Origin of the sequence: Actinoplanes sp. NPDC026670 (genome assembly GCF_040638175.1) — a bacterium.
In the GTDB taxonomy this organism is placed as follows: domain Bacteria; phylum Actinomycetota; class Actinomycetes; order Mycobacteriales; family Micromonosporaceae; genus Actinoplanes.
This window is the reverse complement of record NZ_JBEZXU010000014.1, coordinates 168,989-194,000: the sequence shown is the minus strand read 5'-3', so window position 1 is coordinate 194,000 and position 25,012 is coordinate 168,989. Positions and strand designations below refer to the sequence as shown.

Here is a 25,012-nt window from a genome sequence, read left to right as displayed (position 1 = left end):
GAGATCGTGGTCCGGCATCCTGGCGAGGCGCACGACACGGCCCTGTCCGGGCGGCTCAACTGGCTGCGTGCCGGTGTGCTCGGCGCCAACGACGGCATCGTGTCGACCGCGGGCCTGGTGATCGGGGTGGCCGGCGCGACCACCGCGACCGCCCCGATCGCGACCGCCGGCCTGGCCGGGCTGGTGGCCGGGGCGGTGTCGATGGCCCTGGGCGAGTACGTGTCGGTGAGCAGCCAGCGCGACACCGAGCGGGCGCTGCTGGACAAGGAGCGCGCCGAGCTGGCCGAGTTCCCGGACGAGGAGTTCGAGGAGCTGACCGAGCTGTACCGGGCGAAGGGCCTGAGCGCGGCGACCGCCCGTCAGGTGGCCCGGGAGCTCACCGACCGGGACGCGTTCGCCGCGCACGCCGACGTGGAGCTGCACCTCGACCCGGACGAGCTGACCAGCCCGTGGCAGGCGGCCGCGGCCTCGGCGGTGGCGTTCACCGCGGGCTCGCTGGTGCCGCTCGGGGCGATCCTGCTGCCCCCGCCCGGCGCGCGGGTGCTCGTCACGTTCGTGATGGTCGTCGTCGCGCTGGCCGCCACCGGCTACCTGAGCGCCCGGCTCGGCAGCGCCCGCCCGGGACGTGCGGTGGCCCGGCTGGTGCTCGGCGGCGCGGCCGGCATGGCGGTCACGTACGGCATCGGCGCCCTGGTCGGCGCGGCGGCCGGCTGACGTACGCTTCGATCCGTGGGGTTGCTCTTCGGGTCACGCCGATCCGACTCGCCGTGGGTCGACAGCGTCTGGACCAGCACGAGCCGCGGAGTCACCGAGATGACCTCGGTCGCCGGGGTGCACTGGGGCCTGGTCTTCTGGGAGCAGGCCGGTCAGTCGTTCGCCGCGGTCACCGGCCCGGAGACCCGCACCGGCACGGCGCCGGTGCCGGAGGATGCGACCTTCACCGGCATCGAGTTCGCGGTCGGCACCGCACTGCGGGCGCTGCCCACGCCGGCGCTGGTCGACGGTGGGATCGAGCTGCCCGACACCGCCCGCCGGACGTTCCGGCTGGACGGCGGCCGCTGGGAGACACCCGGCCCGGACGACGCCGAGGCCCTGGTCGACCGGCTGGTCCGGGCCGGGATCGTGGTCCGCGATCCGCTCGTCGCCGAGGTGCTGCGCGGCGCGGAGCCGGACGTGTCCGGGCGGACCGTCGAGCGCCGGTTCCGGGCCGCGACCGGTCTGACCAGGGGCGCGATCCGGCAGATCGAGCGGGCCCGCACCGCCGCCGAGCTGCTGGCCGGCGGCACGACGGCCGCCGACGTGATCACCAAACTGGACTACTTCGACGAGCCGCACCTGGCCCGCGCGCTGCGTTCCTACGTCGGGCGCACGGTCCGGCAGCTGCGGGCGGGCGACGTCGGCGCGATCGCGCTGCCCCTCGACGAAGAAAACGGTCAGCGCCGCACGTCGTAGATCAGCTTGAGGATGCCATTGGCGTAACTCTGCGACTCCCGCAGGGTCAGCATGTGCTTGTCCCGGTCGGCCCGCCCGAACAGGCTCTTGCCCGCGCCCAGCAGCACCGGGAAGACCAGCAGGTGGTAGCGGTCGATCAGGCCGGCGTCGGACAGCCGCCGGGCCAGCTCGGCGCTGCCGTGGATGAAGATCGCGCCGCCGTCGCCCTGCTTGAGCGCGGCGACGTCGTCGGTCGAGCGCAGGATCGTCGTCGGCCCCCACCCGTCGGTCAGCGCCTCGCCGGTCAGCGTGGACGACACCACGTACTTGGGCAGGTCCTTGTAGGCGGCATGGTCCTCGGAGCCGGGCCAGACCGGGGCGAACGCCTGGTAGCTGCGCCGGCCGAACATCAGCGCCGTGGTGTCGGCGAGTTCCTCGCCCTTCAGCGACCACGCCTCCGGCACGAACTCGAGGTCCTTGAACACCCAGCCGCCGCCGCGGTGCTCCTCGCCGGGCCCGCCGCCGGGCGAGTCCACGACGCCGTCGAGCGACATGAAACCGGTGTAGACCAGGTCACGCATGGTGTCTCCTCATGCTCGGGGGCTGCCTGGTCCACGCTAGGGCCCGGCCCCGGCCGCCGTCTTGGACAGAAACGACAGGGTGGTACTCGCGGTCCTACCGAGGAGTGGTCCCTGGATGGGCCTCCCGGACCGGCGGAGGGTGGTGGCATGTCAAAAATCGTGCTCATCACCGGCGCCAACAAGGGACTCGGCTTCGAGGCGGCCCGCCGGCTCGCCCAGCTCGGGCACACCGTACTGGTCGGGTCCCGGGACGCCGACCGGGGCCGCAAGGCCGCCGCCGAGATCGGTGGCCGGTTCGTGGCGCTCGACGTCACCGACGACGCCTCGGTCGCCGCGGCCGCCGCCGACGTCACGGCCGTCGAGGGCCGGCTCGACGTGCTGATCAACAACGCCGGCATCGCCGGGCCGCAGACCCAGGCCACCGAGCTCGCCGCAGGCGAAGCGGTCCAGGTCTTCGAGACCAACGTCATCGGCATCGTACGGACGACCGGCGCCTTCCTGCCGTTGTTGCGGGCGGGCACCGACCCGGCCGTCGTGAACGTCAGCAGCGGCCTGGGCTCACAGGCGCTCACCCACGACCCGAACCGGATCGAGTCGTCGGTGGTGGCGCCGCTCTACAACGCGTCGAAGGCGGCCGTCACCATGATGACCGTGCAGTACGCGAAGGCGTTCCCCGGAATCCGGTTCAACGCGGTCGACCCCGGATACACCGCGACCGATCTGAACGGGCACAGCGGCCCGCAGACGGTGACCGAGGGAACCGACGCGATCGTCACGTGCGCGACCGAGGAACCGGGCGCCGGCACCGGCCGCTACCTGGACCGATTCGGCCCGCTGCCCTGGTGATCTGTCACCCGTACCGATGAATGGCATTTTCCCGGGACATCGAAGGGTGGCACCGGTGATCTAGGGTCCCCCGAGTGACCCCCGTACTGGAGATATCAGGACTGCGAAAGACCTATCGCAGCCGTAAAGGTGTCCGGAACGCCCTGGACGGCTTCGACATGGTCGTCGAAGCCGGTCAGGTGCACGGATTCCTCGGGCCCAACGGCTCGGGCAAAACCACCACGCTGCGTACGCTGCTCGGGCTGATCAAGCCCAACGGCGGCCGCATGGCGATCCTCGGCAAAGAGGTGCCGCACCACCTGCCCGAGGTGGCCGGGCAGGTCGGCGCCATCGTGGAGAGCCCGCAGTTCTTCGGCAACTTCACCGCCGAGGTGACGTTGAGCCTGCTCGCCGACGCGGGCGGGGTGAACCGCAACCGGGTTCCGGCGGTCCTCGACCTGGTGGGCCTGCGGGACCGCTCCAAGGAGCGGGTGAAGACCTACTCGCTCGGCATGAAGCAGCGCCTGGCCGTCGCGTCGGCGCTGCTCAAGGAGCCGAAGCTGCTGATCCTGGACGAGCCGGCGAACGGCCTCGACCCGGGCGGCATCCGGGAGATGCGCACCCTGATGCGCGACCTCTCCGACTCCGGCATGACGGTGCTGCTGTCCAGCCACATCCTCGGCGAGATCCAGCTGATCTGCGACTCGGTCACGATCATCTCGGCCGGACGCCGGGTGACCTCGGGTTCGGTGGCCGACGTGCTGGCCCAGCACACCTCGGGCGCGGTCCGGGTCCGGCTGGAGGCCGGCGTCGACCTGCTGGCCGCGGCGAACACGCTGCGTGAGGCGGGCGCCCAGGTGAGCCTGGAGAGCGACTACCTGACCGTCGCGAACGCCCCCAACCCGTCCACCATCACCCGGGTGCTCGCCCAGAAGGGCGTCTACCTCAGCGAGCTGACCCCGGTCTCGGCCGACCTCGAGGACGTCTTCCTCGAGCTCACCGGCACCGCGCCGATCGCCGGGCAGAACCGGCAGGTCGACGAGTCCGCCATCAGCGGCGCCAAGAACGGATGGGGCCAATGAGCCTGGTACGCGCAGAGACCCGGCGCCTGTTCAAGCGCCGTTTCACCTCGGTGATCCTGATCGGCGTGGTGCTGATCATGTCGGCGGTCGTGGCCGGCACCTTCTTCAGCAACCAGAAGGTCACCGACACACAGATCGCCGCGGCCAAGGCCGAGGCGGACCAGTATTACCAGGACGCCGTGAAGATGGTGGCCCAGGAGAAGCAGAAGTGCGTGGCCGACAATCCGACCAACGCCGCCCAGTGCGAATGGCCGGATCCGTCCCCGTCCGACTACGACTACCAGTGGTACATGCCGGAGACCTTCGAGCTGCGGGCCGAGTACGGCAACATGATCACCCTGCTCGCGGTGCTGCTCGCGTCGGCGGCGTTCCTGATCGGCGCGTCCTTCGTCGGCTCCGAATGGCACAGCGGCGGCATGATGAACCTGCTGCTCTGGCGGCCGAAGCGGCTACAGGTGCTGAGCACCAAGCTGGCCGTCGTCCTGAGCTGGTTCACCGGCCTGTCGCTGCTGCTCGGCGCGCTCTGGACCGGGGCGTTCGTGCTGATCGCGAACCTGCGCGGCAGCACCGAGAAGATGACCTCCGGGGTGTGGCAGTCGTTCGGCCTGACCGGTCTGCGCGGCATCGCCCTGGTCGTGGTGGCCGGCGCCCTCGGCTTCGCGCTGGCGTCGCTGGGCCGGCACACCGGCATGGCGCTGGGCGCGCTCGTCGGCATCGGCGCGTTGCAGATCGGCGTCTACATCATGGCCAGCATGACCGGGGCCAAGTATCCGGAGGCGTGGCTGCTCCCGGTGTGGGGCTTCGCCTGGATGTACAAGGAGTACGTGGTCCAGGACTACAACTCCTGCAACTCCTCGTCCGACAGCGGCTGTGAGCCGGACACGTTCCTGATGACGTGGCAGACCGCCGGCATCGGCATGGCGATCGCCACGGTGCTGGTGGTGGGCGCGGCCATGTACGCCATGCGCCGCCGCGACATCGCCTGATCATTCGGCACGGACAGCCCCCGGACCTCGGTTGAGAGACGGGGGCTCTGTCGTGGTCAGCCGTGCACGCAGGTGACGATCATGCACAGGTGCGGGCGCGCCAGGTGACTGCGCGCCCACGGCAGGAAGCAGCACAGATCCGGTTCGAGGTAGTGGAGATCCGCGGCCCGGCCGGGCGACGGGCGGACCCGTCGCGGGCGGCGGCTGAGAGCGTCTGCCGAGCAGCTGATCATGGCCCGGCCCTCCTCCACATGCAGTTCGCCCGGGTGAATCGTAGGCGTCATCGTTCACCCGGGGAGATCGAACTCGTGGAACCGCGGCGGGCGCGGTAGGGTCTCGGCAGCGTCGCGTGCCGGTGGCAGACCGTGTCAGGCATGGAGGCGCCGTACCGAAGGAGGTCGACCTTGATGTCGCGCCCTTCGTTCCCGCAAAGCTGAGGCCGCCGTGTCTGAGCGCGAGACGACCAGGCTGGTGGCCTGGGCCCAAGAAATGCGAACGATGCACGCGCGCCTGCGTGCCGCGTTACGCCTGACCCTCGAATCGGAGTCGATGGCGATCGACGACCTGCTGCTGTACTGCCGCGGGTTCTGCGCCGCCCTCGACGGCCATCACCGCGGTGAGGACCGCACCCTGTTCCCGGCCATCGCGGCCGCCCACCCGAACCTGCGTCAGGTACTGCAGAAACTGACCCAGGACCATTCGATGATCGGCTACCTGCTGGGCGGCCTGCAGGCCGCCGCCGACCGGTCCGCCGGGCCCGGCGAGCTGCGGCAGCATCTGGAGGGCGTCGGCGCGATCATGGAGAACCATTTCCGGTACGAGGAACGCATGCTCCTGACCGTGCTGGAGTCCCTCGACCTGCGCGTGGATCCCGAGGAGGCGCTCGGCCCACTATGAGCTCGTCGCGGAGGCCGGTGCGTCATGAAGCGGCCGCCGGCCAGGCCGAAACCCGCCGGCCGTCGCCCACCACGGGAATCCGCGGCGGATTACCGCCGTAGGCGACGGCCGGCAGGCCGAAACCCGCCGGCCGTCGCCCACCACGGGAATCCACGGCGGGTTACCCCTGCTTCAGGGTGCCGATCACCAGGTCGGCGGCTCGGAACTCGGCCTCCCGGCGCAACGTCCGGGTGGCCACCAGCAGCGCCACCCACGGATGTTTCGCGTACGACTTACGGGTCGGCGCGGCGGGCGCGGCTACCGCGGGCAGGGCCGCCACCAGCACGGCCAGAATCGCCGCAAGAGCCGCGAATCCCTCGGACAGTGCGTTTCCCCTGGTGCATCCCGTTTCCCGGCGCCGGCGGCCACACATTTTCGCCGCGGCCCGCCCGCACGATGCGGCGGCGGCGCCGCATCGTGCGGGGTTGTCGGAGGACGGGTGGGGTCAGAACGCGGTCAGGGTGAAGTGGTTCACCTGGTCGGCGTCGGTGGTGGTCAGATCGAAGGCGGTCGCGTCTGCGGTCCAGGCGGCGATGACGTAGTCGTCGGCCGGCAGGTCGGCCAGGAGCAGGGTGCCCGACTCGGTGCAGCCGGTCTCGACGAAGTTGTCACCGCTCGCGTCGGCGCAGAAGGCGTCGATCGGCTCCCCCGCCAGGTCCAGCAGGGTCAGCGACAACGAGCCGGTCCGGAAACGGGTCTCGTCGACGACGACGTCGGATCCGGCGGTCACCGTGAACCGGGTCGCGCTCGCCGGCCAGGTCACCTGGTGGGCCCACTGGTGCCAGCGGGAGTTGGCGCTGCGCTCCACCCAGAACTGCACCCGGTAGGTGCCGGGCGGCAGGTCGGCGACGCTGTAGTGCCCGGCGGCGTCGGTGCGGGCCGGGGTGCCGGCGGCCGGGCCGGCGAGAGTGTGGACACTCACCCCGACGTCGGCCAGCGGGGCGCCGTCGGCGCTGGTCAGGGTGCCACTGATGGATCCGGTCACCGGGTCGGCCTGTGCGGCGGCGGGTGCCACCAGGGTCGCCACGGCGGCGGCGAGGATGCTCGCCACCGCCGCCGACCGTGCCCGGTGCCCCCCATGCGTATTGATCAGCATGAGGGCAACGTACCGGAATCAGAGGAAGCTGACGTTCTGGGCCAGCGCCAGCGTGCTCGTGTAGTTGACGGTGTTGGTGGCCCGGCGCATGTAGGCGCGCCACGCGTCGGAACCCGACTCGCGGCCGCCGCCGGTCTCCTTCTCGCCGCCGAACGCGCCGCCGATCTCCGCGCCGGACGTGCCGATGTTCACGTTGGCGATGCCGCAGTCGGAGCCGTCGGCGGCCAGGAAGCGTTCGGCCTCCTGCTGGTCACGGGTGAAGATCGACGACGACAGGCCCTGCGGTACGTCGTTGTGCAGCTCGACGGCCTCTTCGAAGGTGTCGTAGGTGAGCACGTACAGGATCGGCGCGAACGTCTCCTCCCGCACGATCGGGGACTGGCGGGGCATCCGGACGATCGCCGGTTCCACATAGGCGCCGCCGGCCGTGTCGAGGCGGCGGCCACCGGCGACGATCTTGCCGCCGTCGGCCTGGGCACGGTCCAGGGCGGACGCCATCGCGTCCGCCGCGGTGTCGGTGATCAGGGGGCCGACCAGGGTGGCGTCCTCGAACGGGTTCCCGATCGGCAGACGGCCGTAGACGGTGGCGAGCTTCTCGACCAGCTGGTCGGCGATGTCGCGGTGCACGATGAGGCGGCGCAGGGTGGTGCAGCGCTGCCCGGCGGTTCCGGCGGCGGCGAACACGATGCCCTGCAACGCCAGGTCCAGGTCGGCCGACGGGGCGACGACGGTGGCGTTGTTGCCGCCGAGTTCGAGCAGCACCCGGCCGAACCGGGCGGCCACCCGCGGCGCGACCTCGCGGCCCATCCGGGTCGAGCCGGTCGCGCTGACCAGGGCCACCCGCGGATCGTCGACCAGCAGTTCCCCGACGGCCCGGTCGGCGAGCAGCAGCCGGTGCAGTTCGCGGGGCGCGCCGGCCTGCTCGATCGCGCGGTCCAGCAGGTGGCTGGAGGCGAGCGAGACCAGCGGCGTCAGCTCACTGGGCTTCCAGACGACGGCGTCGCCGCAGACCAGCGCCACGGCGGTGTTCCACGACCAGACGGCCGCGGGGAAATTGAAAGCCGAGATCACTCCGACCACACCGAGCGGATGCCAGGTTTCGGCGAGGCGGTGGCCGGGCCTTTCCGAGGCGATCGTACGGCCGTAGAGCTGCCGTGACAGCCCGACCGCGAACTCACAGATGTCGATCATCTCCTGCACCTCGCCGAGCGCCTCCGAGCGGATCTTCCCCGCTTCGATGGTGATCAGATCGGCAAGATCGGATTTATGGGTACGGAGCAGTTCGCCGAGCGTGCGCACGAGTTCGCCACGCGCCGGCGGGGGTGTGACCCGCCACGTGCGGAACGCCTCGGCGGCCTCCCCGATCGCCTGTTCGGCCTGCTCGGCAGTGGTGGCCCGGAGCCCGAACAGCTGTTCGCCGGTGATCGGGGACCGCGCGTGCAGGTCGTCACCGGCGGGCACGGCCACCCCGATCCGGTCGAGGGCGGCCCGGGCCCGGTCGCGCAGCTGCTCGGTGGTCGGCAGGAAACTCATGGCACGTCCTTCAGCGTCGTCAGGTTCAGGTGCGCGGCGACCGCTTCGATGGAGGCGGCCTGCTCACGTGCGTACAGATGGAAGGGGTTTTGAATGTCGCGGTTGATCGCCCCGGCGAGCCAGTCCTGGTCGTAGTCGACGCCTTCGGCGAGGGTGTCGCGGCTGCCCTCGCTGCTGAGGTTGGACTGGAAGATCCCGGCGGCCGAGCGGGGCAGGAAGTCCTCGTAGACGATCGGGGTGGCCGTCACCCAGCCCTGTTCGACCAGGCCGGGGAGGCTTTCCGGGGGCACACCGCCGGGGCGCGCCGGGTTGACCGTGTAGGTGAAGTACGCGAGTTCCTGCTCGCGCAGGCCGGCCTCGGTGTCGGGCAGGCCTTGCTCCCAGACTTCGACGGCGATGTCCGCCCGGCTGCGCCCGGTGCCGCCGGCCAGCCTCCTGTCGATCTCGGTGAGGAGGAGATCGTACGAAGACCGGCCTTTGGGGGTGAGGGCGACGCCGCGTGCCTCGACCTCGCCGAACCGGACGCGCAGGGCGCCGGTGTTGATCGTGCCGTCGGCGTCGCGCATCGCGCGCGGCTCGGCGAGGGCCCGGAAGGACGTCTGGCGCAGCAGCACGTCGGGGCCGCGCCAGAGTGGCGGGCCCTGGATGGTGTCGATCATCTCGATGCCGCGGTCGGTCATCCGGCGGTAGAGGTCGTCGATGTCGAGCACCCGCGGGGTGAGGTGGTTGATGTGGGTGCTGCGGACGCCGCCGATGTCGGCGGCGACCGCGGAGACGGCTTCGAGTTCGGCGTACCAGGCGCGGTCGACGGGTTCCGGGGACAGTTCGAAGGCCTGGACGGCGAGTTCGAGGAAGCGTTCGGCGTCGGGTTCGGGCAGGCCGTGTTCGGCTTCGGCGCGGTCGGCGAGGGCGAGCAGTTCGGGGCCGAACAGCTCCCGGGCGGCGAGGAAGGCCTCCAGGCGGGCACGCAGTCCGGGGCTGAAGAACCGCGGGTCGGCCGGGGTGAGCATCGAGGTGAAGACCCGGAACGGGTTACGGGCCAGCTCCTCGGCGTCGACCGGGCGGAACGCGGTGGAGATCACCGGGACCGCGCTCTTCGCGGCTTCGCGCAGGTCGTAGAAGCCGACCGGGCGCATGCCGAGAGCGCCGAAGATCCGGGCCACCCGAGCCAGCTCGGCGGGGGTGCCGACCCGGATCGCGCCGTGCCGTTCGGCGGTGATCCGGTCGATCGTGCCGAGCCGCTGCGCCTGGTCACCGTCGCGGCCGACGACGTCGCGGTTCACCTGTCCGGAGACCTCGACGAGGGTGTTGTAGGCGGGCACCTCCCGGCCGTACATGCTGGAGAGACGCCTGGCGAAGGCGGCCCGCAGCTTCCATTGCTCGATGATGCTCATCGGGTCCCTTCAGACGATGTGGGTTTCCGGGCGACCGGACGCGCCGCCGGCGAAACGGTCGGTGGACAGCGGGGTCACGTCGACGAACGGCGTCCGGTCCAGGTGCAGGTCGCGGATCACCTCGCCGACGGCCGGCGCCTGGAGGAACCCGTGGCCGGAGAAACCCGTCGCGTAGAGGAAGTTCCCGGTCCGGCCGATGATCGCGTTGTGGTCGGGGGTCACCTCGTACAGTCCGGCCCAGCCGTTGCCCAGGCCCACGTCGAGCAGGCCCGGCGCGCGCCGGCCCATCGCGGCGCCGAACCGGGGCAGCCACTCGTCGGTGTAGTCGAGGTGGAAGCCGGGTTCCTGTTCCGGGTCGGACATGCCCATCAGCAGACCACGTCCCTCCCGGTGGAAGTAGAAGGTCGAGGCGAAGTCGATGGTGAACGGCACGACCCCGGTCAGGTCGGGCATCGGCTCGGTGAAGATGATCTGCCGCCGCAACGGGACGACCGGCAGGTCGACGCCGGCCATCGCGCCGATCGCCGCCGACCAGGCGCCGGCCGCGCAGATCACCGCGTCGGCGTCGATCGGGCCGCGATCGGTGTGCACCGTACGGACCTCGCCGCCGGCGGTGTCGATGCCGGTGACGGTGACGCCGGTCAGCACGGTCGCGCCGTGCCGGCGGGCGCCGGTGGCGTAGCCGAGCACCACCGACTCCGGGGTGCAGTGCCCGTCGTCGGGTGACCAGGCGGCGGCCAGCAGCCCGTCGGTGTCGATCAGCGGCGACAGGGCCTTGGCCTCGGCGACGTCGATCATGCGGCTGTTGACGCCCAGCTCGTTCTGGAGTTCGACGTCCTCCTCGAACGACTTCACGTCCTCGGGTGTCGACAGCAGGAACAGGTAGCCGACCCGGTGCAGGTCGATCTCCTGCCCCGGATGTTCGGCGAACCGCCCGAACGCGGCCAGGCTGCGCGCGCCGAGCTCGATGTTGATCCGGTCGGAGAACTGCGCGCGGACGCCACCGGCCGCTTTGCAGGTGGAGCCGGCGCCGAGTTCGCCGCGTTCGAGGAGTACGACGTCGCGTACGCCCGCCTCGGCCAGATGGAAGGCGATGCTGGTGCCGATCGCACCGCCGCCGATGATCACGACCTTGCCCATGTCTCATGGTCGGCCGCGTACTTCGTTGACGTCCATTCCTGATCTGCCGACGGAATCCTTTAGATTTTCTATATGGACTGGACGAGCGTGCAGCTGCGGTCGCTCGTCGAATTGCGCCGCCTCGGCACGGTCACCGCGGTCGCGGGAGCGCTCGGCTACACGCCCGGGGCGATCTCCCAGCAGCTCGCGGCCCTGGAGCGGTCGGCCGGGGTGCCGTTGCTGCGGCGGGTGGGGCGGCGGGTCGAGCTCACCGACGCGGGTTTGGCGTTCGCCGGGCACGCCCAGCAGATCCTGGACATCGAGGCCGCCGCGACGGCCGCTCTGGAACGCAGCGCCGGACGGGTCGCCGGGGAGCTGCAGATGGCGGTGTTCGCGACGGCGGCCGCCGAGATCCTGCCGGTGCTGCTGGCCCGCCTCGCCCGGCGCTACCCCGACCTGGTGGTCCGCAGCCGGGAGCTGGTCGTCGACGACGTGTACGACACGGTCGCCTCCGGGGCGGTCGACCTGGCCGTGGGCCTGGAGTATCCGGACGTGCCGATCCGCCGGGACCCGTCATTGCGGGTGATGCTGCTGCACCGGGAGCGGTTCTTCCTGGCCGCCCCGGCCGGGACGCTGCCGCCCGGCCCGGTGAGCCTGGCCCGGACCGGGCCGCCGCTCGGGTGGATCCTGCCGCCCGAGGACACCCACTACGGCCTGGCGATCCGCACGGTCTGCCGGCGCGCCGGGATCGAACCGGAACTACGGCACGAGGTGGTCGACACGGCGGTGTCGCTGGCTCTCGTCGAAGCCGGGATCGGTCTCAGCACGGTGACCGATCTGATGTTGCGGTTGCGGCCGTCCCGGTTCGACGTGCGGCCCCTGGTCGAGCCGTTCGAGCGGCACATCGTCGCGGTGATCAGGGCGTCAGCCGAGCACCGGCCGAACGTCGCCGCCGTGGTCCGCGTGCTGCGGGAGCTCCAGCTGGAACCCGTCGCCGGTCAGGGCGGTCAGGAAATCGGTGGGGTCGACCAGGTCTTCCAGGTGGGCGATTCCGGGGCGCAGCCCGGGTAGGCGGCGGATCACGTGCGCGGCGACCAGCCCGGTGGCGCGGCTCTGGCCGTTCCCGGTGAATCCGGGCCCGCTTCCTCTCGCCCTCTGGCCAGCAAGGCAGCAGTATCGGGGACCGTCTTCTCGAGTTCCGCGCAAGAGCCGCAGATCAGGCTCACGTCGTTTCCATGCCGGGCACCGCATGGTCTTCCTGATCCCCACCTGACGCATCACGTGCGCCTTCTCCCAGGCGCTCACCACGACAGTCTTCGGCCTAAGCCCGTTCTGTTCACGGTCGGTGACTCGTGTCGGTGCGGCAGCGGCGAGGGTGTAGTGACGAGGGCCTGCCGTCAGGCTACGCGACAGCCCTCAGAACAACACCGCGCGCCGTCTGGGGCAACAGGACGTGCGAAATATCGAGACGGTCAGATCCAACTACCGGAACGGTTGAACTCGCACCCAACGGCAAGATCGACTCGTGGTCAGGATGCGAAGATAAACCGGTCCGGAAAGCTGCATATCGTCAGCAATTACAGCCGATACTACGACACTAGAAAAAGAGATTAGGAGATCCCATGAAGCGCGCAAGAATAATATTGATCGCTGGCCTTTCCGCAGCCACTACAGCTCTTGCTTCATCGACCGCAGCTTCCGCCACAACCGCCTCGCCCACCAGGTCAGAAATCGCCCAGAACCCGACCGGAGAATGGCGATGGATGAAGCTGGGAAACTACCCCACCTCCGAACTCTGCACGCAGGCGCAAAAGGCGTACGAGGCGGCCGGGTATCGCGCCTTCTGCGGCCTTGACACCTGGTTCCAGAGCTACAACCTCAACGTCTACTATTACGACCCGTTCCAGCCTTGACTCGATGATTTGCTCGGCGACTATTGACCTCCTCAATGAATCGCGCGGCTGCCGCCCCGCCTGCCCCGACAGGCGGGGCAGAAGAGACGTTGTTCCATTCCGCGCCAAGGCCATCAACGGCGCGTCTGGCTCGAGGAGAAAACGTCAGATCTCGTTGCAGGTCGAAGCTGCGGGCAAGGTGTTGCGCCACGCAGTCCTCCCATCTGGAGTCAGTGACTATTCACCTCCTTTAATAAATCACCCACACAAACAGTTCGTCACAACCCAAAATCGGACGGCACCTCGCCCGCCTTTCTCCGATATGCATCAATTACCAGACTACTTTCGTTGATCAGATCGTCAAAAACCTCTTCTTTCTCTTCATCATAATCAGGTCCACCATACGTCCCGACCAGCTCGGCAAGCAGATTCGCCACCTCAATGAGATCAAGGTACCTGAATCCTTCTACCGCCCGATCAAATTCATTTGCATCAATCACCTCCATTGCGAAGTCAAATCCGCCGCCCATTATTGCGTTGTACACCCGGTGCACGTAGGCAAGCTTCTCAACCCCAGCCGGCGTGCCAGCAGGGACCGAACCATCGACACCGTAATCGATAGCCAGGTTGTAAACGCCATCTACCGAATTAGCTGCCATTAAACGTCCCCCACCAATCCAGGTTTGCCGAGCGTCGCCAGAGTTCTATTCACATAATTCCCGAAGTCCCACTGCTGATGGAACGGCATGTCCGAGAGCATCTCTCGAATCGGCTTCCCACCCGTCCAGTTGAACGTCTTGCCGTAGTATCCATTTTTTGCGAAGTTAATTTTCGAGTCCAGCAGATGCATGTTATCAGGATGGTTGATCCACTCCGGCGGGAAATTGGCTCGCCCTTTCTTGGCCTGGGACTGTTCAACAACATGCTCCCAGTTCAAAGTGGGACCACCCGGAGTGGCGTAATCCTTGGCCTTGCCATGCACCTGCAACCACCCACCAGCCTTTTTGTAACTAGGATATCCGTCTGCGGCATCTGGCGTCCACGCATTCGCACCGAAGTCGACGGGGCAAGACTCGCCGGCGGGAACTCCGAGCTGGATGAGGCCGGGATCATTGATGTTGTGGACAAGGACCGCGTCATTACCTGCGACGACAAAGTAGGTGTGGATGTCGTCAACGGTGAGGTCGCGCATCACCTTGGAGCCGGTGTAGTTCCGGACCTCGGTGACGTACTGGATCTGGCCGTCCGGGCCGACCAGCGTGGATTCGCCCGCGACCAGGTCGGCCGCGTCGACCCAGGCGCCGGTGGTGGCATCCCAGAACGGGTGGTGAGCAGTCGTCTCCAGCAGTGACTTCCCGGTCGGGCCGCGCGTACTGCGGTCGCCCCTACCTTCGGTCACGGACTTGCCGACGGTTACCAGCGCCCGGTCCGAGACCGTGACATCGGTCAACTCCAGGTCACGGTTAGCGTGGAGCAGGGTGACCGGGCGCGCGCCAACCTCGCCGGTAACCGGATCATTGGCCTGGACCTCGTCACCCAGGTTGATCTCGGAGATTGGCCTGGTCGAGCCGTCAGCCATCAAAACCAGCGTCGACGGGTCGAAACTATGCTTCGGAGTCGGCTCAGGCTTAACCTTCGGGCACGTCCCCGCAGTCTGCTCCTCAGTCCCCTCCTCAGTATCCCGATTCTGCTTCGCGGGCTTCTTGGGCTGGTCGGTCTTCGCCGCAGGCTTGGACGCCTTGGTCGCGGCCGGCTTCTTCTCCTTCTTCGGCTCGGTCTTCGGCTTCTGCGGCTTGGCCTGCTTTGCTGGCTTCGGCTTGGGTTCGGGCTTCGGCTTCGGCTTCGGCTTCTTCTTCGCCGGGGGCTTGACCTTCTTCTTCGGCGGCTTCGGCTTCTTCGGGACCTTCTGCATGATGTCGTTCAGGTGCTTACGCGCCTGGTTCATCAGGTCCTGCGAACGCCGCATCACCGTCTGCGCACCATCCACGATGCGCTTCCACGTGCGATAACCCGTCAACGCGCGGTCTGCGGCGTTGAACAATGAGCGGCCGATCTTCAACGCCTTGATCGGACCCAAGGCGCTCATGGCCAGGTCGACGCAGTCGAAGATGCTGCCGCCCAGACAACCGACCACCGAGTTGTAGCCGATCATGTCCAGCAGCATCCCGACACCGACCTGCAAGAGGATGTCCAGCAGCGACGTCTGGCTCTCGGCCACCGCCCGCTGGTACTCCGCCTCCTGCGCGGCGATCTCGGAACCGACCGCCTTCATGTCACGGTCGCGCTGTTCCATCTGCCCGGTGTAGACCGCCAGCTCCGCCTGGTACTTCTTCACTGCGCAGGCGTAGTCGTACTCACCGCACTTGCCGTCGACAGCGTTACCCGTGGTGTCGGTGTTCGACATCGGGTCGCCCTCGGCGTACGCGAACTTGTTCGCCGCACCCGACGACGGAGTCGGGCTGTTGTTCGCCGTGTCGCGGGTGTCGAACGCGCCGGTCTCCGGATCGTACCAGCGGGACCACATGTTGACCTTGCCGGTCGTCTGGTCGGTCCACTCCTGCTGATAGCCCAGGCGCCCGGTCATCCCACCCGCTGCCAGAACCTTGCCCCACGGGTCGTAAGAGACCGACCCGGTGAGCGCGGTTCCGGTCGCCGTGAACTCGCCGACCACATCCGTGTGGGTGTCGGTCCAGGCGTACCGGTTGCCGGCCGAGGACGAGACCCCGATCAGCTGGTCGGCGACGTCGCGGACGTAGACGGAGCTGCCATCGGCGGCCACGTCGTTGCCCAGACCGGTGTAGGTCAGGTTGGGCTGGATGACCCGGCCCAGACCGTCGTAGGAGTAGGTGCTCCGACCACCGCTCTCGGAACCCTGGGCGACCACCTGGTTGAACGCGTCAGTGGTGGTCTCCACCGTCTGACCGTTCTGCACCGTGGAGGCCAGAGTGCCGCGAGCGGTGTACTGGTATGTGGTGCCGTCGGAGTCGGTGGCCAGCTGGTTGCGCTGGTCATAGGTGAAGGTCTTGGTACCGGCCTGCACCCGGTTACCGGACTTGTCGTAGGCGTACACCACCGGGGTGACGCCGTTGTCCCACCCGATTAGCCGGTCAGCCAGGTCGTAGCTGTAGGTGTTCGTCGACGCACCGTTGAAGCCGGTGGTCGTCTTCTTGGTCAGGCTGTCGTTGAGGTTCCACTCGTACGCGAGCTTGCCGACACTGCCTCCGGCCGACGTCTTCAGCTCGTCCGAGGCCAGACGCTTCAGGTTGTCGTACTTCAACGTCCGGGTGTTACCGCCGTAGGCGATCGTCTCGACCTGCGACAGGTTGTTGTAGCCGTACGTCATGCTCACGCCGGCCGCGGTGTTGTCGACCTTCGCGGGACGGCCTGCCGTGTCGTACTGGTACGTCGTCGTACCGGCGCCATCGGTCCGCTTGGACATCTGCCCGTCGGCGTTGTACTCGTAGGCCGAGTTCCCGGACACGCCGCTGATCGACTTGACCAGACCACGGTCGTCGTACGAGATCGTGTTGGTTCCCGCTGAGCCGGTGAAGGCCGTCATCCGGCCGACCAAGTCGTAGTCGTAGGTCTTGTCAGCCGTCGCAACCTGGGCACCGGTGCCCGAGCTCTTCTTCAGGCGGCCCATCACGTCGTACTCGGACGTGACGCTCACCCCGCCCGGTGAGTCCAGGCGGGTGACCCGGCCCGCCTTGTCGTAGGCGATCTTGAAGGTGCGGTCGGCCGCGTTCGGCGTGCTCGTGGTCGCAGGTTCGATCTGCGACTCGACCAGACCCCACGAGTTGTACGTGGTGACGAACGTGTTGCCACGGCCGTCGGTGTACCTCGTCGGGTTACCGGCCTTGTCGTAGCCGAACGTGGTGACGATCGAGTCACCCGAGCTGATCGGCTCGTACTGCTTGGTCAGCTGGCCGAGCACGTCGTACTCGAGGTACCGGTAGGTGCCCCGGGCATCGGTCGATCCGGTCAGGTTGCCGGCGATGTCGTAGTCCTGGCTACGGGTACGCAGCGCCGTCGTCCCACCCGGCGCGTAGTCGGCTGTCCGGACCGCGCGACCCGCGAAGTCGTACGCTGTATTGGTGAACGAACCGTCCGGTGAGGTGACCCGGACCGGGCGGCCGGCCCCGTCGTACTTCGTCTTCGTGACGTTGTTCGCGGCGTCGATCATCAGCGTCGGCTCGCCGACGGTGTTGTACTTCGCCTTGGTGACGATGTTGCCCGGCGAGGTCACCTGGGTCGGCCACGGGCTGGTGCCGTAGGCGTACTTCGTCGTGTAGCCGGCGCTGTTCTGACGCACCGCCGACGTGCTCTCGATGGTGCGGCCCAGGTAGTCGTAGGTCGAGGCGACCGCCGAGCCGTTCGGGTCGGTGTGCTTGAGCAGGTCGCCGTTGGGCGTGTACTCGTACTGGGTGATCCCGCCGTCCGGAGTGGTGATCTTGGTGGTCCGGCCGAGCACGTCGTACTCGTAGTCGGTCTCCGCGCCGTTCGGGTCGGTGGTCAGCTCGACCTGGCCGGCCTGGTTGTACTCGACCCGCTTGAACGCCGTGACCGGCTCGGTGCTGCCCGGGGCGGTGTAGGCCGGCGACTGTGTCTCGACCAGGTTGCCGACACCGTCGTACCGGTTGATCGTGACCTTCTTGTGCGGGTCCTCCTGCTCGGTCGCCTCACCGAAGGTGTTGTAACCGACCCGCGTGACCGCCACCGAGGTGACCGGGGTGCCCTCGCCTTCGACGGTGGCGACCGCCGGCAGGGTGGTGACGACCGGGCGGCCGACCTCGTCGTTGCTGATGTAGGTGGTGACGCCCTTCGGGTCGGTGACCGAGTTGACGTTGCCGTCACGCGAGAGGGCGTAGCTGGTCCGGGAGACCCGCGCCGTGTCGGCGGGGGCGGTGCCGGCGACGAGCTGACCGATCTCGGCGGCGGTCAGGACCTTCTGGTAGGTCTGAACGTCGTCGATCTGGCCGGAGAAGTTGCCGCTCGACTCCGACTCCGCACCGAGACGCAGCCCGGTCGCCCGGTTGTTGAGGCTCTCCGTCGTGGTCACCGCCGCACCGGCGGCCGTGCCGTTGACATACAGCTGCGCGGTACGGGCAGCCGGGTCGACCGTGACCGCGAGGTGGGTCCAGGTTCCGGAGGTCGCCGTGCCGGTGGGGGTGGCGCTGCCGACCCAGGCGGTGGTGCCGTCCGCCTTGCGGACCGACATCGTGTACTGCCAGGCGTCGGTCTCGACGTCGTAGTACAGCTTGAACGCCGAGGTGCCGAGGTCGCCGGTCACAGTCGCGACGTACCGGTCGGCGTCTTCGATAGCCAGCTTCGTCCAGGCGCTGATGGTGTACGCCCGCTGGGTGTCCACCGACGGACGCGCCGACAGGTAGGAGTTCGCCGAACCGTTGAACACGGCGGCGCCACTGCGCTCGGTCGACCAGGTGACCGTGCCGGTGATGGTGGCGTTGTTGTTGCCCGCCGCGTCGGTGGCGACAGTGCCGGAGGTGTGGTTCATCTTCCAGCGCGCCGTCGGCGTCAGACCGCTGCTCAGGTACGTGGTCTGCTGGTGGGTCCGGCCCATCCGGTCGTAGATGAGGTCGGACTCGGCGAGCACCGTGCCGCCCTCGAGCAGCTGGGTGTTCACCACGTCGTCGTCGGCCGAGTAGGCGTACTTCGTGGTGCGGGTGGTCGTCGTGGTGACGGCCGGGGTGACCGTGTCGTCGACGTCGGTGACGACCACCGACGCCGCCGTTCCGCGCCCGACATAGTCGTAGGTGTGGTCGGTCGTGGTCAGGCCGTTGTTGGTGACCTGCTTGATCCGGTTGCCGGCCACGTCGTAGGTGTTGCTCTCCAGCACGTACGACTCCAGCGTGCAGCCCGGAGTCACCGCCGGGTCGCAGCCGTTCGTCCTGGTCACCGTGGCGAGCAGGTTGTTGTCGGTGTACGTGTACTTGGTGACGTAGTTCATCGCGTCGGTCTCGGACGCGAGACGCCCGGCCGGGTCGTAGGCCAGCGAACGGATCCGGCGGTTGCGGTCCGCCTCGACCTCCGCGTCCGGGTCCTGCACCCAGGTGGCCAGTTCGTTGCCGGCCGCGTCGAACTCGGTCAGCTGGATCGTGCCGTCGGCACTGATCTGCTTGTTCATCCGGCCGAACGCGTCGTAGCCGTACTCGGTGGTGAAGTTGCGCTGGTCGGTCTCCGACACGCGCCGGCCGAACCGGTCGTAGCCGTAGACGACCCGCCGGTCGGCGTCGCCGCCGGTCGCGTCGGAGACGGTCTCGGAGGCGAGCAGGCCGTCGACGTTGTAGTTCAACGTGGTGACCGGCTTGTGCTTGGCGCCGGTGACCGCGTTGGTGACCTCGGTGTCGGTGGTCTTGACGACCCGGTCCAGGCGGTCGTGTTCGAACAGCGTCTGCGAACCGATGTCGTCGACGCCGTTGGTCGTGCCGAGGTACTCGTACTCCTTGACGGTACGGCCGACACCGTCGTACTCGTACCGGGTGATCGCGCCGGCCGGGTCGGTGGTCTGCGCGATGTCACCGCTGGCGAAGTAGAGGATCTCCTGCATGCCGCCGTTGGGCTTGACGATCTTCCACGGCAGGTCGGGTGGGGCGGTGCCGCCCTGGTAGCCGCCGTTGGTGCCGCCGTCGGTGTAGGTGATCGAGGTCCGGCGGCCGAGCGGGTCGGTCTCGCTGGTCCGGTTGCCGCGGGTGTCGTACGTGAAGGTGGTCAGGTACTTGTTGTCGCTGACCGACGCCGAGCCGGGTCCGCGCTGCTGCAACAGCCGGTCGTTGCGGATGTCCGACGGGTTCGCGGTGTCGAGGTAGTACGTGGAGTACGACGTCGAGCAGTTGTTCGCCGACCGGTCCTGACAGTTCGTCGCCGACACCACGTTGCCGCGGGCGTCGTACTCGTTGATCGTCATGTTGCCGTTGGCGTCGGTGATCGTGCGCAGGTTGCCCTTGCCGTTGTACCCGTATCGGGTCACGTTCTTGAGCGCGTCGATCTCGGCGACCTTACGGCCGTACATCAGATCGGTGACCGTGGTGGTCTGCACGTTGTTGGGGCCGGTGATCGTGTAGTCGATCTCGCCGGCCGGCGCCGCCTTGGCCGCGTGCCGGGCCTTGAACTGGTACGACGCCTGCGCGTCGTCGAGCGCAGAGCCGTAGAAGGCGGCCTCGGCGATGCTGCCCTTGAAGAACGAGCTGGCCTGCGCGTTCAGGTAGTAGAAGTTGCTGGCCGCGTTGTCGATGTAGCCGCCGCCGAGGATGTACGTCGGGGTCTGGTCCGGGGCCATCGCCGGGCTGCCGGCCGACGACTGGGTCTTCGCACCGTCGACGTACAGGGCCTGGTTCGTGCCGTCGGTGGTCAACGCGATGTGGTGCCACTTGCCGTCGTTGACCGCGGTCTTGCTGGTCAGCGACGGGAGCCACTTCTGCGCTCCGGTGCTGTTGCAGTCGTACAGCTGAAGGTCGGTGCCGTAGGCGGTGGAACTGTTGGGGATGTCGATGCACCGGCCGGAGGCCGGGTTGTACAGCGCCTCGGCGGAGGCGTGGAACAGCTGGGCGGCGCTGTTGGCGCAGGTCGCCAACTTGAGCGTGGAGCCGTTGGCGGTGCCGCCGGCCGTGACGCACTTGTCGAGCAGCCGCAGTGTGAACCGGTTGCTGTTGGCCGCAGTCTGGACCAGCGACACGTTCTGCGCCGCGGTGCCGTTACAGCCCCAGCTCTGGATCACCCCGCCGGCGCTGCTGTCGACGTCCATGCACTTACCGGCGATGCCGATCGAGTTCATCGGGCCGGTGGGCGTCTTCGACGGCGACAGACCTCGCAGTTTGCCGTCCGCTGTGATCCACAGGGTCGGCATCTCCAGGTAGCCGGCCGTCCCGGAAGCGTTGTACTTCATGCCGAGCAGAGTGGTCTTGGTGCTGGTCGTGTTGATCCACATCGACACCGAATTGCTGCCGGTCGGCGCCACCTGCGACGGCAGCGTCAGGTAGGAGTCGGTGCCGTTGAACGAGCCGGCCTTGCCGGCCGCGCCGAACGGGCCGTCCACCGAGCCGAGCCCGACCTTGTTGTACGTGGCCACGTTGCCGTTGACCTGGTTCACCGCGTCGGTGACCCCGGCCGTGGTCTCGGCCATCCGCCAGTAGTTGGTCGGCGCGCCGCCGAGGACCGCGCTCTCGTACACCTTCGAGGTGCCGCCGAGGACCGGCTCTTCCGGCTTCCAGCTGGTGCCGTTGCCGTCGACCAGTTCGCTGACCCGGCCGCTGACCCCGTCGTACAGGATGATCGCGGCGTCGGCGCCGGACGGGCGGACCACCCGGGTCAGCTGCTTGACCGGGTTACGGGCCGCCCACAGGTCGTCGACGACCTGCTTGTCGACGGCGGTGTCGAAGATCGCGACCTCGGCGATCGTGCCGTTGAAGCCGTCCCGGGTGCCGACGTTGCTGTTCGCGTTGGCGAGGGTGGTCTGCGGCCAGCCGCCGCCGAGGAAACCACGGCCGACGTACGAGCTGTTCGCGCCTAGGTCCTGCACGGTGACGCCGGTCTCGGAGGCGACCTCGACACCGTTGACGTACATCTTCTGGGTGTTGCCGGAGGCCGACAGGACGACGTGCTTCCACTCGCCGTTGTTGACCGTGACCGACGACTCCATCGGCTTGTGCACGCGGGCGGTGAACAGCTGGTCGACCGGCCGGCTCTTGCCGCAGACCCAGATCTGCATCAGCGCGCCGGCCTGGCTGCCGTCACCGACCGAGTCCATGCACAGGCCGGAGGCGTCGTTGACGATCTGGCCGTCGACCTGCACGTCCCACTTCTGCGTGGCGTAGGTGCTGTTGCAGGAGTTGATGATCAGGTCGGCGCCGTTGGTGAAGCCCTGGTCCTCGGTGTCGATGCACTTGACCACGCCACCCGTGGTCACCTGGAGGCGGCCGTCGGTGGTCCAGGAGAAGCTCTGGTTCGCCGCGGTCGAACAGGTGGCCAGCGCCAGGACGGTTCCGTTGGTCGACGTGTTGCCGGGAACGGTGAGGCACTGTCCCTGACCGGCGGCCAGCAGGGTGCCCAGCGAGGTGCCGGGGGTGGCCGCCTTCGGGAAGCCGCCGAGCAGCTTGCCGTTGGTGCCGATGTAGAGCGTCGGGTTGTAGGCGGTCCTCGTGGTCGCCGCGGTCGAGCTCGTCGGCTCCAGGGACTGCCCGTACAGGACGCCGTCGGTCGCGGTGGTCTTGAACCACATGCTGACCGCCTGGTTGGTGGCGTCGCTCGCCGCCTTCGCCGGCACCTGGAGGTACGAGGTGGTGCCGTTGAACCAGGCCGCCTTCGCGGTCGAGCCGGTCAGCGGGCCGGGCTGGTTGAGCGACAGGTCGAGGTGCGGGGCGACGTCGGTGCCGCCGTTCTCCAGGATCTCGCTCTCCGCGGTGGTGCCGCTGGAGTGGGTCATCCGCCAGTACGAGGCCGGGCGGGCGTTGAGCATCGCAGTCTGGTAGAGCGACCGGGTGACCGTGTACTGGTAGGTGTGGCAGTCACCCCAGTTGGTCGGCGGGCACACCTTGGTCAGCTGGCCGTCGACGTAGTCGTACCACCAGGTGTTGACGCTGTCCCAGTCACCGGGGACCACCGGGTCGGTGGCGACGTAGTTGACCCGCTTCGGGGTGGTGGAGGTCCAGTACAGGTCCAGGGTCCGGCCGGACGCCGCGGTGATCGTCGACAGCAGGTTGTCGGTGTAGGCGAACGTCTGCTTGCGCCCGGAGACGTCGGTGATCGACGAGATCGCGAAACGTCCCTCGGCGACCTTCTGCGCGTACTCGGTGACCGAGCCGTCCTTCTCCCGCAGCCGGTAACCGGCGCCGCCGGCCAGTTCGGTGAACGAGGCAGCGAGCCCGGCCGGCGAGTTGAAGGTGCCGTCGGCGTTGCGGCCGTACGCCATCTCCCGGCCGTTCGGGCTGGTCACCACCACGGTGTTGACCGCCGTGACGCCGCCCACGGTCGCGGTCTTCACCACTGCCTTCGCGTCGACCACACTCGACCAGCCGGCGCCGAACGCCTGATCCGAACGGGGGTCGATGCTGTTGTAGGCGCGGGAGATCTCCAGCGGCGGGCCGACAGTGGTGACCATCGCGTCGCGGACGGTCGTGGTGTAGTTGCCGATCACCGGGTCGAAGCCCTGGCCGGAGTTCTGCGACAGGCCCGAGGTGATCGACGGCTGCGGCACCGGTGTGACCAGCAGATGTTTCGACAGGTATTCGGCGTTGTTGGTGAGACCGTCGGAGACCATCGCGGTCCAGTAGTAGGTCTCGCCCCAGACCATCTTCCCGGCCGGGACCGTCCACGACTTCTTCGAGATCCAGCCCGAGTTGGTGATCTCGGTCTTGGCGTCCTTGCTGTACAGGATGAACTTGTAGGTCAGCGTCTTGGGCCAGTTGTCCGGGTCGTGCGCGTCGGCGATCAGCTCGGGACGCAGCGTCTTGGCGGCCGCGCCGTACGCCGGGTACTGCTCGTCGACCTGGGCGTCGACGTTGTAGTCGTAGGTCAGCTCCAGGTACGGGTCGGTAGCCGCGCCGCCGTAGTTGGCCGAGGTGAACCGCTTGAACGCGGTCGAGTCGGTCTCCGACGCGGTCAGCGCCAGACCGAAGTTCGACATGGTGCCGCTGGACCAGCCGTTGAACGTCTTGACCGGCAGCGACGCCGACCGGAACTTGCCGGTGCCCCGGTTCGAGCCGGTGTTCTCACACGCCGGGTAGTTGTCGGTGATGTTGAGCTGGCCGATCGGCGCCGAGTAGGTCGGGCCGTCGGCGAGCTTGCCGTTGTCCTCCAGGCCGGCCACGGTCCAGGTCTTGGTGATCTGGCGGATGTCGACCGGCTTGTGGGTGGCGCAGTTGTACGACCAGGTGTGGAACAGGAACAGCTTCGCCGACCGGATCTGCGTGCCCATCAGGCCGTCGTTGTCGAAGTCGTCGAAGTGGATGAACGCCCGCGACCGGGTGGTGCCGCCGTCCCAGGTGCCGACCGGCAGGTTGTCGCCGTTGTGGTTGGTGGTGGAGTCGCTGTCGTCGGTGAAGACGTCACCGGTGTCCGGGGTGCTCCACTCGGCGGTCGGGTCGACGCGCACCGGGTACTGCCGGGCCGGGTCGTTGAGCCACGCCGCGTCCGCGGTCACCTTGAGCGCCTGCCGGCCGTCCTGGGTGATCAGCTCGTACTGCACACCCGAGGACTCGGCCGGGGCGCCCGACTTCGGGTCGACCTTCGAGTCCTGCATCCAGCCGCGCGGCACCCGCATCGCCACCGCGCCGGTCGAGGTGACCAGGTTGATCGAGCCGTCGGCCTGCTTCTTCGGCGTGAGGCCGTCGAGTTTGAGCGGGAAGACCCATTCGTTACCGGCGGCCGGCGACTTCAGGATCAGGGTCTCCTTGAGACCGTCGTTCAGAGAGCGCAGCTCCAGGTCGGTGCCGGGCAGGATCTCCGGGTACGTGGCGGTGTCCCCGTTGAGCACGGCCTGCACCGGGGCGGCGCCGTCGAGGTCGTACGCCATGGTGTGACCGGACGCGGTGGTGATCGAGGCGAGCGGGTCCTCGTCGGCCGCCGGCGTGACCGGAGTGGACGGCGTGACGGGGGTGGACGGCGTGACGGGGGTGGACGGCGTGACGGGGGTGGACGGCGAACCCGACGGCGTCGGGAGCGGCGCCTCGGTGGCGTCGGTGCCGACCGCGCTCAGGCTGACGTCGATCGAGTTGGCGCCCGCGTCGAGACGGTCGCCGTTACGGGTCAGCGACGTGTCGATCGGCTGGTACGAGCCGTCGGCGGCCCGGTAGTTGACCCGCGAGTCGTGAATCTGGCGGGTGATCGACCCGTCCTCGTTCTCGAACTCGGTGTACGTCGCCGTCGACTTCTTCGGCAGGCGCTCACTGGTCAGCGGGTCGAAGCTGTTGCCGTCACCGGGCTTGGTGTCGGTGGTGAACGCCTCGGCCTTCGGCTGCGTGGGCGGGGCCGGGTCGACAGCGCCCTTGCCACGGCCCGGCGCACGACCCGCGCCGCCCTCGGCCTGGGTCTCGTCCGTCGCCACATAGTGGTCGTCACCGGTGCCGGCGCCGAGCTTCTGCTCAGGCAGTCCGGTCACCGCGCCCAAGGCTGCTACCTGCCGG

At 68.4% G+C, this 25,012-nt stretch carries 17 protein-coding genes; 8 read left to right on the top strand and 9 right to left on the bottom strand.

The genetic code is table 11. The annotated features are described in order from the left end of the window. Window positions 1-6 precede the first annotated feature (6 nt). A complete protein-coding gene (locus AB0E94_RS16410) occupies window positions 7-714 on the top strand; it encodes a VIT family protein (protein WP_360326877.1) in 708 nt (235 codons plus the stop codon). A 15-nt stretch (window positions 715-729) separates the two neighbouring features. Further along, window positions 730-1,452, top strand: a complete 723-nt coding sequence (locus AB0E94_RS16405) for a helix-turn-helix domain-containing protein (RefSeq protein WP_360326876.1) — start codon at window positions 730-732, stop codon at window positions 1,450-1,452. Here AB0E94_RS16405 and AB0E94_RS16400 read toward each other — a convergent pair. Next, the gene (locus AB0E94_RS16400) at window positions 1,434-2,012 is read right to left on the bottom strand and encodes a dihydrofolate reductase family protein (protein WP_360326875.1); all 579 of its coding nucleotides are present in this window, start codon (window positions 2,010-2,012) and stop codon (window positions 1,434-1,436) included. The genes AB0E94_RS16405 and AB0E94_RS16400 overlap by 19 nt on opposite strands. A 147-nt stretch (window positions 2,013-2,159) precedes the next feature. On the opposite strand from AB0E94_RS16400, the gene AB0E94_RS16395 reads away from it, so the two are divergent. From AB0E94_RS16395 to AB0E94_RS16385, 3 genes are all read left to right on the top strand, one after another. Next, complete coding sequence (locus AB0E94_RS16395; protein WP_360326873.1) at window positions 2,160-2,858, top strand: SDR family NAD(P)-dependent oxidoreductase; 699 nt, start codon at window positions 2,160-2,162, stop codon at window positions 2,856-2,858. 74 nt (window positions 2,859-2,932) lie between these two features. Beyond that, window positions 2,933-3,919 carry an ATP-binding cassette domain-containing protein gene (locus AB0E94_RS16390; RefSeq protein ID WP_360326872.1) on the top strand — a complete coding sequence of 329 codons (987 nt, stop codon included), beginning with the start codon at window positions 2,933-2,935 and terminating at the stop codon, window positions 3,917-3,919. After that, entirely contained in the window at window positions 3,916-4,905 is a 990-nt protein-coding gene (locus AB0E94_RS16385; protein ID WP_360326870.1) for an ABC transporter permease subunit, read from the top strand. The genes AB0E94_RS16390 and AB0E94_RS16385 overlap by 4 nt, the downstream gene beginning before the upstream one ends. 56 nt (window positions 4,906-4,961) lie before the next feature. Here the strand turns inward: AB0E94_RS16385 and AB0E94_RS16380 are convergent, their stop codons facing one another. Beyond that, window positions 4,962-5,189, bottom strand: coding sequence for a hypothetical protein (locus AB0E94_RS16380; protein ID WP_360326868.1), 228 nt, complete (start codon window positions 5,187-5,189; stop codon window positions 4,962-4,964). 214 nt (window positions 5,190-5,403) lie between these two features. On the opposite strand from AB0E94_RS16380, the gene AB0E94_RS16375 reads away from it, so the two are divergent. Beyond that, entirely contained in the window at window positions 5,404-5,802 is a 399-nt protein-coding gene (locus AB0E94_RS16375; RefSeq protein ID WP_360326866.1) for a hemerythrin domain-containing protein, read from the top strand. A gap of 160 nt (window positions 5,803-5,962) precedes the next feature. Here the strand turns inward: AB0E94_RS16375 and AB0E94_RS16370 are convergent, their stop codons facing one another. From AB0E94_RS16370 to AB0E94_RS16350, 5 genes are all read right to left on the bottom strand, one after another. Then, on the bottom strand, window positions 5,963-6,127 hold the full coding sequence (locus AB0E94_RS16370; protein WP_360326864.1) for a hypothetical protein: 165 nt from the start codon (window positions 6,125-6,127) through the stop codon (window positions 5,963-5,965). A gap of 159 nt (window positions 6,128-6,286) precedes the next feature. Next, window positions 6,287-6,937, bottom strand: a complete 651-nt coding sequence (locus AB0E94_RS16365) for a carboxypeptidase-like regulatory domain-containing protein (RefSeq protein ID WP_360326862.1) — start codon at window positions 6,935-6,937, stop codon at window positions 6,287-6,289. A gap of 18 nt (window positions 6,938-6,955) precedes the next feature. Continuing rightward, the gene (locus AB0E94_RS16360) at window positions 6,956-8,470 is read right to left on the bottom strand and encodes an aldehyde dehydrogenase family protein (protein WP_360326860.1); all 1,515 of its coding nucleotides are present in this window, start codon (window positions 8,468-8,470) and stop codon (window positions 6,956-6,958) included. Beyond that, a complete protein-coding gene (locus tag AB0E94_RS16355) occupies window positions 8,467-9,864 on the bottom strand; it encodes a VOC family protein (RefSeq protein ID WP_360326858.1) in 1,398 nt (465 codons plus the stop codon). Before AB0E94_RS16355 ends, AB0E94_RS16360 begins: the two co-directional genes overlap by 4 nt. A gap of 9 nt (window positions 9,865-9,873) precedes the next feature. Further along, window positions 9,874-11,004, bottom strand: coding sequence for an FAD-binding oxidoreductase (locus AB0E94_RS16350; protein ID WP_360326856.1), 1,131 nt, complete (start codon window positions 11,002-11,004; stop codon window positions 9,874-9,876). Between the two features lie 72 nt (window positions 11,005-11,076). Here AB0E94_RS16350 and AB0E94_RS16345 point away from each other — a divergent pair, with 72 nt between their 5' ends. After that, window positions 11,077-12,054 (top strand): LysR substrate-binding domain-containing protein, encoded by a 978-nt coding sequence (locus tag AB0E94_RS16345; RefSeq protein WP_360326855.1) that lies wholly within the window; start codon window positions 11,077-11,079, stop codon window positions 12,052-12,054. 551 nt (window positions 12,055-12,605) lie between these two features. Then, the gene (locus AB0E94_RS16340; protein ID WP_360326853.1) at window positions 12,606-12,896 is read left to right on the top strand and encodes a hypothetical protein; all 291 of its coding nucleotides are present in this window, start codon (window positions 12,606-12,608) and stop codon (window positions 12,894-12,896) included. 257 nt (window positions 12,897-13,153) lie between these two features. On the opposite strand, the gene AB0E94_RS16335 is transcribed toward AB0E94_RS16340, so the two are convergent. Together AB0E94_RS16335 and AB0E94_RS16330 are read right to left on the bottom strand one after the other, a co-directional pair. Beyond that, window positions 13,154-13,534, bottom strand: coding sequence for a hypothetical protein (locus tag AB0E94_RS16335; RefSeq protein WP_360326851.1), 381 nt, complete (start codon window positions 13,532-13,534; stop codon window positions 13,154-13,156). Then, on the bottom strand, window positions 13,534-24,987 hold the full coding sequence (locus tag AB0E94_RS16330; RefSeq protein WP_360326850.1) for a LamG-like jellyroll fold domain-containing protein: 11,454 nt from the start codon (window positions 24,985-24,987) through the stop codon (window positions 13,534-13,536). Before AB0E94_RS16330 ends, AB0E94_RS16335 begins: the two co-directional genes overlap by 1 nt. Window positions 24,988-25,012: the final 25 nt, after the last annotated feature.

Coding starts and splice junctions, on each gene's coding strand:
- AB0E94_RS16385 (WP_360326870.1), top strand. CDS start 3,916: ATGAGCCTGGTACGCGCAGAGACCCGGCGCCTGTTCAAGCGCCGTTTC.
- AB0E94_RS16395 (WP_360326873.1), top strand. CDS start 2,160: ATGTCAAAAATCGTGCTCATCACCGGCGCCAACAAGGGACTCGGCTTC.
- AB0E94_RS16365 (WP_360326862.1), bottom strand. CDS start 6,937: ATGCTGATCAATACGCATGGGGGGCACCGGGCACGGTCGGCGGCGGTG.
- AB0E94_RS16400 (WP_360326875.1), bottom strand. CDS start 2,012: ATGCGTGACCTGGTCTACACCGGTTTCATGTCGCTCGACGGCGTCGTG.
- AB0E94_RS16345 (WP_360326855.1), top strand. CDS start 11,077: ATGGACTGGACGAGCGTGCAGCTGCGGTCGCTCGTCGAATTGCGCCGC.
- AB0E94_RS16380 (WP_360326868.1), bottom strand. CDS start 5,189: ATGACGCCTACGATTCACCCGGGCGAACTGCATGTGGAGGAGGGCCGG.
- AB0E94_RS16375 (WP_360326866.1), top strand. CDS start 5,404: ATGCACGCGCGCCTGCGTGCCGCGTTACGCCTGACCCTCGAATCGGAG.
- AB0E94_RS16360 (WP_360326860.1), bottom strand. CDS start 8,470: ATGAGTTTCCTGCCGACCACCGAGCAGCTGCGCGACCGGGCCCGGGCC.
- AB0E94_RS16355 (WP_360326858.1), bottom strand. CDS start 9,864: ATGAGCATCATCGAGCAATGGAAGCTGCGGGCCGCCTTCGCCAGGCGT.
- AB0E94_RS16350 (WP_360326856.1), bottom strand. CDS start 11,004: ATGGGCAAGGTCGTGATCATCGGCGGCGGTGCGATCGGCACCAGCATC.
- AB0E94_RS16335 (WP_360326851.1), bottom strand. CDS start 13,534: ATGGCAGCTAATTCGGTAGATGGCGTTTACAACCTGGCTATCGATTAC.
- AB0E94_RS16340 (WP_360326853.1), top strand. CDS start 12,606: ATGAAGCGCGCAAGAATAATATTGATCGCTGGCCTTTCCGCAGCCACT.